Raw genomic sequence first — 13,135 nt, forward strand, 5'->3', positions numbered from 1 at the left:
GAGTGGACGTGCGGTTGCGTGGGCGCACGAAAGAAGATCTCTTTGCAAACGACGCGCGGTACGATCGCGATCGTCGTGGTTCACGTCCTGAAATTCCGGCGCTCTACCAGCTGGCGGAGGGGCCCCCGTTGAGCGCGTGGAGATGGACGGATGAGCGCGGCGTCCAGCGGAGCCTGAGCACCGCCGAGCTGCGCAGCGCGCTGTCTGCCGGGATCATTCCAGGCTCCACGCTCGTCTGGCGCAAGGGCATGGACGCCTGGGCGCCCGCGTCCAGGCAGCCTGAGCTCGCCGATGCCGCCCAGCTCCGGCGCAAGCCCGAGGCGCGCACCGCCGCGCCTGAGAGGCCGGCCGCCGGGGCCGGAGAGGCCGCTCGCGAGGACGGGGCGGCGCTGGAGATCGAGCTCATCGAGGATCTGGGTCCGGCGCCCGCGCGCAGCGGCCAGCCCATCGGCCCGGCGCCCGCGGAGAGGTCCGCGAACGGGCGGAAGCCGGCGGCGCAGCACGCGGCCCGGGCGACCACGCGACCGCAGCCGCCTCCCCCGCCGCCGCGCAAGCGCGAGTCCATGCGGACGCTCACGGGCGTCGAGGCGCCGGCAGACGCGCCGGCCAGCGGACAGAACGCGCCGATCGTCGTGCCAGCCGCAGGCGGAACGTTCGATGCGGGGGTCGCCCGCGCGATCACCCAGCTGCCCCATTACGACGGTCCCTCGCCCGGCGATCAGGGAACGACCGAGATCCCGCGCGCGCCCAAGCTCCCCTCGGGGGCGGAGGAACCCGAGGAGACCTCGGCGGGTCAGCGCCCTGCCGCAAACGCAGGCAGCGCCGCGAGCGATGCCGGCGCGACGGCGGACGGCGATCAGCCGGCGCCGCCGAGGCGCGCGGCGGGCGCGGCTGCGCCCAGCAGGCCGGGGGCGGCTGCGGCCAGCAGGCCGGGGGCAGCTGCGCCCAGCAGACCGGGGGCAGCGCCGAGGGCCGCGGGCGGTACGACGTCGCGCGCGGAGGCGAGACCACCCCGGCCCCCGCCTCTCCCCCTCGATCGCGACGCGGCGCTGACGGGCGCTGCGCCGCAGAACGATGGGCGCGGCGGAGCGACGACCGGCGCCGATCAAGGCGCCGGCAAACCCCTCTCGGCGACGCCACCGGCGCCCTCGAGCCCCGGCCGCGCCACGAAGCGCCCCGCGCCCACGGGGAAGCGCTCCGTGCCGCCACCTCCAGTTCCGGTCCGGTTCCCCGCCGTCGCCGCGAAGCGGCCTGCGGGCCCGCGCGCGCCTGACGCACCGGATCAGACGGCGGCCGGCGCAAAGGCCCTCGTCCGTCTCGGAGCGCTCCCCGCGCCGCCGCCGCGCCCCCCCGCGGACGCGCCCCGCGCCACGCCGTTGGCAGCAGCACCTCCCTCGCCGTCGGCCTCGCTGGCAGCGCCGACCTTGCCCATCGCCGCGCCGGCCCCACCGGCCGACGCTGCGCCTGTCACGGGCGCCGTCCCCACGGCGATGGCGTCGCCAGGATCGCGCCCTGCGAGCCCAGCGACGTCCACCGACGGTCCCTCGCCCCGCAGCATCGAGGACGCGCCGGCCGGCGACGGCCGCGAGCCCGCTGCGAGCCGCGATCGCGGCGACGCCCCGGAGCCCTCCACCACGGTGCTGCACCGCGAGACCCCGGAGCTCCCCGCGCCGCCCGTGCCCAGCGAGACGAAGCGCTCTCCTCTGGCCGCCGAGGCGCCGATGGGGCGCCGCGAGTACGCGACGATCCCGTCGGTCGGCGTCGGATCGAGCGCGTCGCAGGGGCACCCGGCGATGCGCTCGTGGCCAGGGCTGCCAGGGCTGCCGAACCCGCAGCGCAGCTCGGCGGCTGCCGACGCGCTCCAGGCCTCGGGCCAGCGCTCGGATCGCGGCTCCGTCCCTGGATCGGGCAACGGCCCGCCAGCGCTCAACCCGCGCGCGCTCGCGGCGCGACGCGGCGACGGCAAGGGGCTCTCTGCAGCCGTGACCGTGCCGGTCTCGTCGCTCATCGGCCTCTGCGGGGCGGCGGTGCTCATGAGCGTCGTCGCCTTCTTCGCGGGCCGCCGCTCCGTCATGGCCGCGCGGCAGCCGCCGGTCGGGACGGCGCGCACAGCGCTCGGCGCAGCGCAGGACGCCGCGCGCTCGGCGATCCCCGTCCCGCCGAAGCCCTGCTGGGTGGCGCGTCAGCCCCAGCCATGGGCGCCGCTCGTTGCGAAGAGCATCCCCTTCGAGGTCACGGCAACGAAGGGCGGCAAGCTCGTGGTGGGGTACGCGAAGAGCCCCATGGAGGCCGTCGGCCTCGAGATCGATCCCGCGACCGGGGAGCGGAGCGAGCGGTTCTCGAACCGGGAGGCCGCCGACATCGTGAGCATCTCGCCGGTCGAGGAGCGCTTCACCGTCCTCACGGCCGCGCAGCAGGCCATCCGCTCCCCCGTCAGCGTGCCGGGGCCGAGATCGTTCGTCGTCGGTCTGGCGAACGGCGCTCTGGTGGCGGCCGATGCCCCTGACGCCGCCCCCTCCCCGCTCTGGCCGGTGCAAGGTGATGAGCCGCTCGAGGCGCCGCGCGCGCTCGCGGCCGGCTCCGGCGGCTACGCCGTCGCGTTCCGCCGCGAGAAGGCCGTGTGGGCAGGCTGGCTCGACGCCGAGCGCAAGCCCGTCGGCGAGCTCACCCGGGTGACCGGCTCCGGAGGCTCGATCGGCAAGCCATCGCTCGGATGGAACGAGCGCGCGCTCGCCGTCGTCTTTGCCGATCGGCCAGCGGATGGGCGATGGGAGATCCGCGCCGGGCAGGCCGCTCCCGGTACCATCCCCAGGTCGACCCAGGTGATCCCGCTCCCTTCCGGCGGCCCCGGGGGCGACGCCTTCGCGCCGGATATCGCGGGGCTCGGCGATGGACGCTGGCTCCTCGTGTGGACCGAGGGCCCTCCGGGGAGCCGCGCCATGCGCGCGCAGACCCTGGCCGCCGACTTCTCCCCGATCGGGGATCCGATCGCGCTCTCGCCGCCGGCCGGCAACTTCGGGCAAGGCGTGCTCGGCGTGTCGTCGCGCTCCGGTTACGTGGGCGTGGTGTTCCTCTCGAAGCCTGCCGCGAGCTACGAGCTCTGGGGGGTCATCCTCCAATGTGGATGACAAGGCCGCCGGACCGCGCGAGCCGGCTCCGCGCGGCGGCGCTCGCGCTGCTGCTGGTCGCGCCGCCCGCGCCCTTGCTCGCCGCGTGCGCCGCGCAGGTCTCGCTGCTCGATCAGGGGCGGGCCCTGCGCACGGGCAAGCAGCCCTACGACGAGTTCTTCGAGGCCGCCCGGGCGCTCCGCGACGAGTCGCTGAAGGCCGAGGAGCTCTCGAACGCGGCGCCTGCCGAGCTCTCGCGCGCGCTGGGGCTCGATCCGAGATCGGACCGCAAGGCGGCGCTCGAAGCGGCGCGCGCACGCGCCGCGGAGCTCCGCGCGGCGGGCGTGCTGCTCCAGGTCGAGCTCGTGCCAGAAGCGCGGATCGTGAGCGCCCGAGGCGGGCGCGCGCTGGACGCGGAGGACAGGGACACCATCGCTGCGTTCGAGGCGTCCTTGAAGAGCTCCCTCGCGACGTCGAAGCAGCTCGGCGAGCTCTCGAACCGCGCCGCGGAGCTCGAGAAGAAGCGGGCGTCGCTGGCGGCCGCATGGGCCGAGGCGCTCGCGGACGATCCGCAGCGCCGCGAGGTGAAGCACGAGCTCGAGGCGGCCGAGCGCGTGATCGCGGAGGCGGGCGCGGCCGCGGATCGACACGCCGGCAGGGCGTCGAAGCTCACGCTCGATCTGGTGCTCGCCGTCGATTCGGGCGACGCTCCGGCGCGGCGGGGCGCGGCGAGCCGACCACCGCCGAGGCAGCCCGCCGCGAGCGTGAAGGCGCCGCCGCGGCGCGGTAGCGGCGCAGGGGCCGCCCCGAAGCCACCCAAGCCGCCGGTGTCGCGCGGCGAGGACGATTTCGATCCCTGACGTCGTCGGCCAGGCGCTTGGCGCATGGCGCACGCCGCATGGCGCGCGGCACGCCAGCTGTCCCCGCCGGACGCTGGCGCCGTCGGGAAGGAGCGGAGCCGCTTCCCCACTTGTCCGACGCGCATCGGGACGCCTATCCTCCGCGAGCGATCCAGGAGCGCCGCCCGCCCGAACGCCGCGGTCCTGGCCGCACCTCTGCAGTCCGACGACCCCGCGCTCCGGCCCTCTTCGCTGATGATCCGATCCCTGCCGTTCGCCTCCATCGCTCTGGGATCGGCGCTCCTCGCGCTCACGTTCGCGCCCGGAAGGGCGGCGGCGCAGGCGTCGCCGCAGTCGGAGGGCCTGGCCGTCGGCGGGTTCACGTTCCGCCCCTCCGTGGAGTTCCGGCTCCGCGGAGAGTTCCGCCGGTACCCGGTCGACACGGGCGGTGACGTCTACAGCTCGAACGCGGTGCTCGCCGAGGGCTTCGGAGGCGCCCTGCCGCCGCTGAGCGACACCGGCAACGTCGTCAAGACGCAGTGGTTCTTCGCCCAGCGCGCGCGCCTCGGGCTGACCGTCGAGCGCGGCCCGGTCACGGGCGTCGTCACGCTGCAGGACGCGCGGCTCTGGGGGAACGACGACGCGATCTTCGTCGGGCCGGGCGAGCCGGCCCTCCCGGAGACGGCGCCCTACGAGGCGTACATCGATCTGCACACACGCTCGGGACGCCGCGCCTTCGTCCGGCTGGGCCGGCAGCGGATCGCATGGGGCGATGGTCGCCTGGTCGGAGCGGACGACGAGACGCTCACCGGGCGATCGCTCGATGCGGTGCGCGCAGGGCTGCAGCTCGGCAACGTCGACATCGAGGCGATGGCCGTGGTCCTCGCTGCGCCAGGAGGCGCTCCGCCCGAGGTGGCAGGGACGCGCAAGCCCATCGCCGCCGGGACAGGGGCCCAGCTCTACGGCCTGAACGCGATCTGGCGGGTCGCTCCCCTGCTCCACCTCGAGGCCACGGCGCTCGCCCGCATCACCCGGGAGCCGCGCCCGACCTGGCTCACGCCCGGCGACACCGTCGTCCTCGACGCGCGCGTCTCGGGCGACCGCCGGGGCTTTCGCTACGCGGTCGAGGGGGCGTACGAGCTCGGCCGCGTGGCCACGTTCGCCGCCGACCGCGCTCTCGGCGCGTTCGCGGCCGCAGCGCGGGCAGAGCTCGAGACGGCACTCCCCGCCCACCTCACCTTCAGCGCCCGCGGCGCCTACGCGACGGGCGACGATGGCGCGCTCGAGGTGGGCGAGACGCAGCGCCGCTTCGATCCGATCCTGCCCGACGCGCAGGACAACCACGGCCCCATGGGGCTCTACGCGTGGTCCAACGTGATCGAGGGGGGCGGAAGCGTCCGCGCCTCGCCCTTCGAGCCGCTGACCGTCTCCGCCGGATACACGTTCGTCGGCCTCGCCTCTCCAACAGGCAGGTGGGTGACGGCGCGCCTCCTCCCCGTCGGCGCCGCCAGCGACAACGAGAGCCGGACGCTGGGCCACGAGATCGATCTCTCGCTCGCCTTGCAGCCATGGGAGCCGCTGCGGCTCGCGCTCGGCTACGGCCTGTTCATCTTCGGTGACGGCGCCAAGGCGATCTTCACGAGCGCGAACCGCGCGCACGACGACGGCCGCCCGGCCGATCTGCAGCAGTGGGCGTTCCTGCAGGCAACGCTGACCGCCCCCTGAGGCGATCCGGGGAGCGCGCCGGCCGCGCGCGTCGCTCTTCTGATGGGCAGGGAATCGAGGGGGCTCGGGGCGCCGCGCCATCCCGCGCGGCGCCGCAAGTGCGTTGGGGGTGCCGCCCGAGGCGTCGGGCGCCACCCCCTGCGCTCCGGGATCAGGTGCTCGGGGCGGGCTTCGGGGTGCCGAAGATGCTGGCCGCGCGCCGCTTCTCCTTGGCGGCGCGATCCCGATCGCTGTAGCTCGGGATCACGACGCGCTGGCGCTGCGGCAGCTCGCGGCCCCCGACGATGGCGTCGACCTCCTCGGCGTCCAGCGTCTCGCGCTCGAGGAGCGCCGTGGCGAGCCGCTCGAGGATCTCGCGGTTGTCCGTGAGGAGCTGCCGCGCCTCGGCGTGGGCGTCGAGGATGAACCGCCGCACCTCGTCGTCGATCTGGTTGGCGATCGTCTCCGAGTAGTCGCGGCGCCGGCTCGTGAAATCGCGCCCGAGGAACACGCTCTCCTCGTCCGCGCCGTACGAGATCGGCCCGATCACGTCGCTCATGCCGAACTCGGTCACCATGCGCCGCGCGAGGTTCGACGCTTGCTTGATGTCGTTGCCCGCGCCCGTCGTGAACTGGCCGAACACGATCTCCTCCGCCACGCGGCCGCCCATCAGCACCGACAGCCGCGCCTTGGCGAAGTCGCGCGACATGCTGAGCCGGTCCTCCTTCGGCAGCTGCTGCGTGAGGCCGAGCGCCGGGCCGCGCGGGATGATCGTCACCTTGTGGACCGGATCCGAGAACTTCTCCAGGAGCTTCGCGACGAGCGCGTGCCCGGCCTCGTGGTAGGCCGTGGTCCGCTTCTCCTCGTCGCTGATGACCATGCTGCGGCGCTCGGCGCCCATCAGCACCTTGTCCTTGGCCATCTCGAAGTCGACCATCGTGACGACGTCCTTGTCCTGACGCGCCGCGAGCAGGGCCGCCTCGTTGACGAGGTTCTCGATGTCGGCGCCGACGAACCCGGGCGTGCCCCGCGCCAGGATCTCCATGTCGACGTCCGGACCGAGCGGGACCTTCTTCGTGTGCACCCGGAGGATGCCCTCGCGGCCGCGCACGTCGGGGCGGTTCACGACGATGCGCCGGTCGAAGCGGCCAGGCCGCAGGATCGCAGGGTCGAGGACGTCGGGGCGGTTCGTCGCGGCGACGATGATCACGCCCTCGTTCGACTCGAAGCCGTCCATCTCGACGAGCAGCTGGTTCAACGTCTGCTCGCGCTCGTCATGACCGCCGCCGAGCCCCGCGCCGCGGTGGCGGCCGACCGCGTCGATCTCATCGATGAAGATGATGCACGGCGCGTGCTTCTTGCCCTGCTCGAACAGGTCGCGCACCCGGCTCGCGCCGACGCCGACGAACATCTCGACGAAATCCGAGCCGGAGATCGAGAAGAACGGCACGCCCGCCTCGCCGGCGATCGCGCGCGCGAGGAGCGTCTTGCCCGTCCCAGGGGGGCCCATCATCAGGACGCCCTTCGGGATCCGGCCGCCGAGCTTCTGGAACTTCTTCGGGTCCTTGAGGAACGCGATGATCTCCTCGAGCTCGTCCTTCGCCTCGTCGATGCCCGCGACGTCGGCGAACGTCACCTTGTTCTGCGCCTCGCTGAGCAGCCGCGCGCGCGACTTGCCGAAGCTCATCGCCTTGCCGCCGCCGGCCTGGAGCTGGCGCATGAACAGATAGAACATCACGAGCAGGAAGACCGTCGGCAGGAGGTACATGATCGCCCCCGGCCAGAACGGCGACGTCTCTTCCTTCTCGAAGAACACCGCGACCTTGTTGTCGACGATCGTCTTCGTGATCTCGTCGGCGTTGTCAGGCCCGATCGTGACCTTCTTCGTCTTCGTCCCGCTCTTCGGGTCCTTGACCCAGAAGGTGTACTCGCGGTCCTTGATCGTGACCGACTCGACGTGCGGATCCTTGTCCTTGGCCTCGACCTGGACCTGGGCCATGAACTCGCTGAACGCGACTTGTGTGGCGGGCCGGGAATCCGGGCTCAAGAACTGCCAGATCGCCAAGAACATCATGATCAGCAGAACCCAGAGCAGCAGCGTCTTGTGCGATTGCTTCACGAGGACCCTCTAAGCTCGCGGCGGCGAGCCGGCGTGTACTGAAATTGTACGCGTGTTCCAGTCAGCATGCCACCCGTCGGCTCGGTCGTCGACCGCAGGTCTCCACCGTGGTGACGCAGCGAAAAAAGGGGACTCGACAGGGGCCGCGGGTGGGGTGCATGCGGTCAGGTCCCGCGACGTGCAGACCCGTCCTCGATAAGCACGCTGGACTCCTCTGGAAAGCCCACGGCGATCTCTTCGCCGCCGCGAACGCGGACGCGCAGCGGCCGCCCCAGCTTGCGAGCCCGCTCGATCGCGAATCGCTGCGCCCGACCGAGCGGAATCGACAGCGGCTCGCTGCCGTCGAGGACGTCTGGATCGCCGCCACGCGGCCGATCTCGCCCGGCGACGAGCATGTCCGAGAGCGCGCAGAGGTGCTCGACGATGGCCGGCGACAGGTCCTCGAGGAGCGGGAGGAGCTCGCGGCGGACGCGGACGCGCGTGAAACGAGGATCCCTGTTGCTGGGATCCTCGGCGAACGCCAGTCGATGTCGGCCGAGGTGGGCGAGGACGTCGGCGCGGCGGGCCTGGAGCAAGGGACGGATGAGCTCGATGCTCGCTGCCGACCCCGGCTCCTGGTCCTGGCACGCCGCGCCAGCGGCGTCGGACGGGAGCGGGGCGCGCGGCGGCAGGACGGCGAGCCCACGGGGCCCCGCGCCCCGCAGCAGGCGCAAGAGCACTGTCTCTGCCCGGTCGTCCGCGGTGTGGCCGGTCGCGATCGCGCGGGCGCCGCACGCCGCCGCGGCAGCTGCCAGCGCGGCAAACCGGGCGGCGCGCGCCCTGGCCTGGAGGTTCGCGCCGGGAGCCACGTCCACGCGGGTCTCGGCGTAAGGAACCCCGAGCTGCTCGGACAGGTCGCGCGCGATCACGAGCTCGGCCGCGGCCGCGGCGCGGAGGCCGTGGTCGACGCCGTGCGCGACCACCTCGTGGCCGATCCGCCGCCGGAGCAGCGCCAGGACGTGCAGCATCGCGGTCGAGTCGGGGCCTCCGGAGCAGGCGCAGAGCACGACGTCGCCGCGAGCCAGCAGCCGCTCGTCCCGGATCAGCCGCTCGGCGAGGCGGATCAGCGACGGGGGGTGCGACCGGCCCCGCCTGGGCGGCGGGGGAGGTCCGGCAGGAGGGCTCATCGCAGCTCGAACGCTTTGCAGAAGATGATCTCTTCGCGCCCCTCGAGCGAGGTGCTCAGGTGCGGCGCGACCGGGTAGCCGAGCGAGCAACGAGGCCCGCAGCCAGGCGGCCCGGCGCCCGCCTCGTCGGGGTCGGGGGCCACCGGATCGAACGAGGCGCAATCGGGGCAGGCGAACACGAGACGATAGCGTCGCGCCTCTTCGCGGAGTCGATCGTCGAGGTGGTGAATCATCCCCGGCAGCGTAGCGCAAGCCGCCGGGCGACGGCGCCACGCGGCCGCGCGCGGCCCTCCGGCCGAGCTCGTCGGAGCAGCGCTCGGAGCGGCGAGCAGGCCGGCATGCCCGCGCGGATCAGCGAGCGGATCTGCGGGCGCGGGAGAGCCGGACGATCGACTCGATATGGCTCGTCTGAGGAAAGAGCTCGACCGCCTCGATGTCCGTGATCTCGAAGCCGCCGCCGAGGATCCCGCCGAGATCGCGCGCGAGCGTGGCCGGGTCGCACGAGACGTAGACGACCACACGCGCGCTCGAGGCGGCGATCGCGCGCGCCGCGCCTGGAGCCCCGCTGCGCGGCGGATCGAGCACCACGACGTCGGTGCGCGCCGGGATCGGGTGCTGATCGGCGTCCGCCTCGATCGCCTTGCCGGCGAGGCCTCGAGCGGCGAGGTTCTGCCGCAGGCAAGCGACCGCTTCGGACGAGAGCTCGACGGCCGTGAAGGACGCGAGCCCCGCGTGGCCGGAAGCGGCAGCTCCGGCGGGCTCGGCGGCCGGGGAGGGTCGCTGCGCGCCGCGCGCGAGCAGCACGGAGAGCGTCCCGCTGCCGGCGAACAGCTCAAGGACGTGCGGCGGCCGGGTGGAGTCGAGGTGGGCGAGCTCGGCGGCGCGGCGGGCGAGGACGGCCGCCCCTTCCTCGGACGGCTGCCCGAAGCCGCCCGGCGCGAGGAACAGCGGCAGGCCGTCCGCTCCCAGGATGGCGGGCCGCGGATCGCCGAACGACGCGGCCTCGCGCGCGCCGTCGAGCGTGACGCGAGCGCCGGCCCACTCGCCGCGCGCCGTGCGCTCGTCCAGCCGCTGCCACACGGCCGGCGGCAGCTGACCACGCCACAGGATCTCGACCACCGGGCGGCTCGAGGCGCCCAGCGAGATCAGGACATCGCCCTCCCCCACGGCTCCATGGAGGACGCCGGGCAGCTCGCCGGCGAGCGGCGCGATCGCGTCGACAAGCACCACGCAGCGATCGACCGCCGCCACGGCGTGCGTCCTCGGCGCGCGATAGCCCACGCGCACCTCGCCGCGCTCCGCGCGCGCGAACAACCTCGCCCGCGACCGGTAGCCGAGCGGCAGGGGGGCCGGATGGACGCGGATCGGCGGCAGCGCGGCCTCGGCGAGCGACGTCGCCCGCGCGATGGCTTGTCGGACGATCTGCTCATGCGCGGCCTGCTGCGCCTCGATACGGACGTGCATCCAGTCGCAGCCGCCGCAGGCGTCCGCGAAGCGGCACGGCGGAGCGACCCGATCGGCGCTCGGCTCGACGACACCGAGGAGCCTGCCCCTCGCCGGGCGTGCGCTCCGGTCGAGCTCGACCTCGACGAGATCCCCCGGCGCGGTCGCAGGGACGAAGACGACCTCGCCCGCGAGCCGACCGACCCCCGCGCCCCCGGCGGCCAGCGCCTCGATACGCAGGTGGGCTCGCTCGCCGGGGCGGTGCCGCGCCCTGGCACCGTTCGAGCGGCGGTGGACAGACTTCATCCCTTCATCGTAAGGCGGTGCGGGCTGATCGGGCCGGGGTGGACGATGGACGCTCGGTCGCGGAGGGCGAGACCGCGCGCGCGAAAGGCCCCCGCGGGGCGCCCCTGCACGCAGGAGCTCGACTGGCCCGTGGTGGTCGCGTCCGTCGAGGCAGGCGACGCAGGGGCAGCGTCCACGCCCCTGGAGGGCGAGGACTGCACGGCGCTCGTCTTCATGTAGATCAGCGCGCCGATACCGAGCACGCACAGCACGGTGAGCGTGATGACGGCGACGAGCACGAGCGTGTTCCTGCCGTTGCCCTTGGACGCCGCGTCCTGCGTGGCGGCCCAGATGGCCGCAGGATCCGGGCGCGGCAGGGAGAGCGCCGTCTCGATCTGCGACTGCGGAGGCTGCGCTGTCGCGGCGGACGCGAACAGCTGGGCCTGCCCCACGGTCATCGGCGCCGGTGCCGCCTGCACCGGCGCGCTGACAGCGGGCGCATGGGCCGGGGCATGACCCTGGCCATTGAACGGGAGCGCATACGGGACGGCCGCGTGCCCCGGCGACGGCACAGCGACGGCGGGGGTCCTGGTCACCCGCGCGTGACGCGCAGGCTCGCTCGCGCCCTGAAGAACCGGCGGTGGATCCTGCGACGGGAGCGCGAGCGTGGACGCGAGCGGATTGCCCAGATCGCTGTCCAGGAGGCCGCCCTTGGGGAGGGGCGCGAGCTCGCCGGTGTCGAAGTCGCGCGGAGGGTACGGGCTCGAGGAGAGCGGAGGCGGAGCAGCGTCGTGGCCGCCGGGCACGCGCGGTGGGCTCGGGTAGGCGGGCGAAAAGCCGGGGCGCGCCGTCGGCATGCCAGGACGCACCGTGGGAATGCCGGACTGGACGCCGGCCTGGCGAGGCTGCGCTGGCACCGGCTCGGGCACCGTGCCGGCCGCCGGGCGCATCATCGGGCGCTCCCCATGAGGAAGGGATCGCACCGGCTCGGCTTGCTCGCGCGTCGCGACCGTCGTCGGGACATCCTCATCGTCATCCATCAGCGATGAGGCGGACATCTGCCTGTCGTCCGCGTCCCTCGACGGCGGGCGCCCGACCGGCGCGATCCCGCTCGCCGGCGGAGCGTTCTGCCGCAGGATCTGCGGCGGCGTGAGGCGCTGCTGCGGCTCAGGCTCCCGACCGCGGCTGCGCAGCCCGACGCTGTCCGTGGCCGTCGTCGAGCTGCGCGAGCGCACCTGCTCGACGTTGATGGTGGACGTCACCTCGGCGGCCCACGCGAGGTGCGCCTCGCGCTTCTGGATGCGATCGACGAACACCTGCTGCACGAACTGCGCGACCTCTTCGGAGCCAACGAAGACCCCGCTCCTCATCAGGAAATTCTGCAGGGCCCGCGAGAACTCACGCGCGGTCTGGAAGCGATCTTGCTTGTGCTTGGCGAGCGCCTTCATGACCACGCTCTCCAGCTCGATCGGATAGTCGGGCACGATCGTGGACGGCGGCGGGACCACGCAGGCCTGCACCTTCTCGAGCGTGTCGAGATCCGTATCCATCCGGAAGAGGCGCTGGTTCGTCGTGAGCTCCCAGAGGACGACCCCGAGCGCGAACACGTCGGTCGTGCGATCGATCTCGTTGCCACGCACCTGCTCGGGAGACATGTAGGCCAACTTGCCTTTCAGCGTTCCCGCGCGGGTGGACGACAGCCGGTCGGCCACCTTGGCGATCCCGAAATCCACGACCTTGGTGTAGCCGTCGTAGGTGAGGAACAGGTTGTGCGGCGTGACGTCGCGGTGCACAAGGCCGAGCAGCTGGCCGTTCTTTCCGCGCAGCTCGTGAGCGGCGTGAAGCCCCTCTGCTGCATCGGAGCAGATGCGCGCAGCGAGCTCGGGCGAGATGCGCAGCCGGCGCTCCTCCGCGCGGCGCATCACCTCCCGGAGCGGCTCGCCGTGGAGGTACTCCATGGCGATCCAGTAGGTGTTGTCGTCCTTCCCGAGGTCGAAGACCTGCGCGACATTGGCGTGGTTGATGCCAGCCGCGATGCGCGCCTCATCCAGGAACATGTCGACGAACTGATCGTCCTCGACCAGATGAGGGTGGATCCGCTTGATCGCGACCCACTTTTGGAAGCCGCCCGGGCCATCCATGCGAGCCAGGTGAACGCTCGCCATTCCGCCCACCCCGATCTCGTCGACCACACGGTAACGGCCCAGGAAGTAGGTCCCCTGCTGCTTCTCGGACTCCTTCGCGCGCGCTTCAGGCGATGAATTGGTCGACCCGGGGCTTGGAGGTCCGCCCATTCGCGATGCGGGTCGAGGCGGGGGTTGGGGCATGAGCGGTCACTACTTTACCGCGAGTTCGCGGCGCTTTGCCATGTCGTCTCGGCCAGGACACCTTCCAGATGGTCAGCTTCAATCCACCGGGGCGCTGAAAGCTCCTGTCCCGACAGGTAGGACACCGCCTGAGGCCGAGGACGGA

The 13,135-nt window shown here is 73.1% G+C and carries 8 protein-coding genes; 3 read left to right on the top strand and 5 right to left on the bottom strand.

From position 1 onward, the window contains the following. Nucleotides 1-128 precede the first annotated feature (128 nt). From WMF29_RS38720 to WMF29_RS38730, 3 genes are all read left to right on the top strand, one after another. Nucleotides 129-3,128, top strand: coding sequence for a GYF domain-containing protein (locus WMF29_RS38720; RefSeq protein ID WP_437325114.1), 3,000 nt, complete (start codon nt 129-131; stop codon nt 3,126-3,128). Beyond that, on the top strand, nt 3,119-3,967 hold the full coding sequence (locus WMF29_RS38725) for a hypothetical protein (protein WP_437325115.1): 849 nt from the start codon (nt 3,119-3,121) through the stop codon (nt 3,965-3,967). The genes WMF29_RS38720 and WMF29_RS38725 overlap by 10 nt, the downstream gene beginning before the upstream one ends. A gap of 234 nt (nt 3,968-4,201) precedes the next feature. After that, entirely contained in the window at nt 4,202-5,671 is a 1,470-nt protein-coding gene (locus WMF29_RS38730; protein ID WP_437325116.1) for an alginate export family protein, read from the top strand. Between the two features lie 151 nt (nt 5,672-5,822). On the opposite strand, the gene ftsH is transcribed toward WMF29_RS38730, so the two are convergent. The 5 genes from ftsH to WMF29_RS38755 all read right to left on the bottom strand — a co-directional run bounded on the left by ftsH (nt 5,823) and on the right by WMF29_RS38755 (nt 12,957). After that, nucleotides 5,823-7,769 carry an ATP-dependent zinc metalloprotease FtsH gene (ftsH, locus tag WMF29_RS38735; protein WP_272102803.1) on the bottom strand — a complete coding sequence of 649 codons (1,947 nt, stop codon included), beginning with the start codon at nt 7,767-7,769 and terminating at the stop codon, nt 5,823-5,825. Between the two features lie 164 nt (nt 7,770-7,933). After that, nucleotides 7,934-8,935 carry a tRNA lysidine(34) synthetase TilS gene (gene tilS, locus WMF29_RS38740; protein ID WP_437325117.1) on the bottom strand — a complete coding sequence of 334 codons (1,002 nt, stop codon included), beginning with the start codon at nt 8,933-8,935 and terminating at the stop codon, nt 7,934-7,936. Continuing rightward, nucleotides 8,932-9,168, bottom strand: a complete 237-nt coding sequence (locus WMF29_RS38745) for a hypothetical protein (protein ID WP_437325118.1) — start codon at nt 9,166-9,168, stop codon at nt 8,932-8,934. Before WMF29_RS38745 ends, tilS begins: the two co-directional genes overlap by 4 nt. Nucleotides 9,169-9,286: 118 nt before the next feature. Then, a complete protein-coding gene (locus tag WMF29_RS38750; protein WP_437325119.1) occupies nt 9,287-10,684 on the bottom strand; it encodes a class I SAM-dependent RNA methyltransferase in 1,398 nt (465 codons plus the stop codon). Beyond that, complete coding sequence (locus tag WMF29_RS38755; protein ID WP_437325120.1) at nt 10,681-12,957, bottom strand: protein kinase domain-containing protein; 2,277 nt, start codon at nt 12,955-12,957, stop codon at nt 10,681-10,683. The genes WMF29_RS38750 and WMF29_RS38755 overlap by 4 nt, the downstream gene beginning before the upstream one ends. Nucleotides 12,958-13,135 lie beyond the last annotated feature (178 nt).

Source organism: Sorangium sp. So ce381 (assembly GCF_051473845.1).
In the GTDB taxonomy this organism is placed as follows: domain Bacteria; phylum Myxococcota_A; class Polyangia; order Polyangiales; family Polyangiaceae; genus Sorangium; species Sorangium atrum.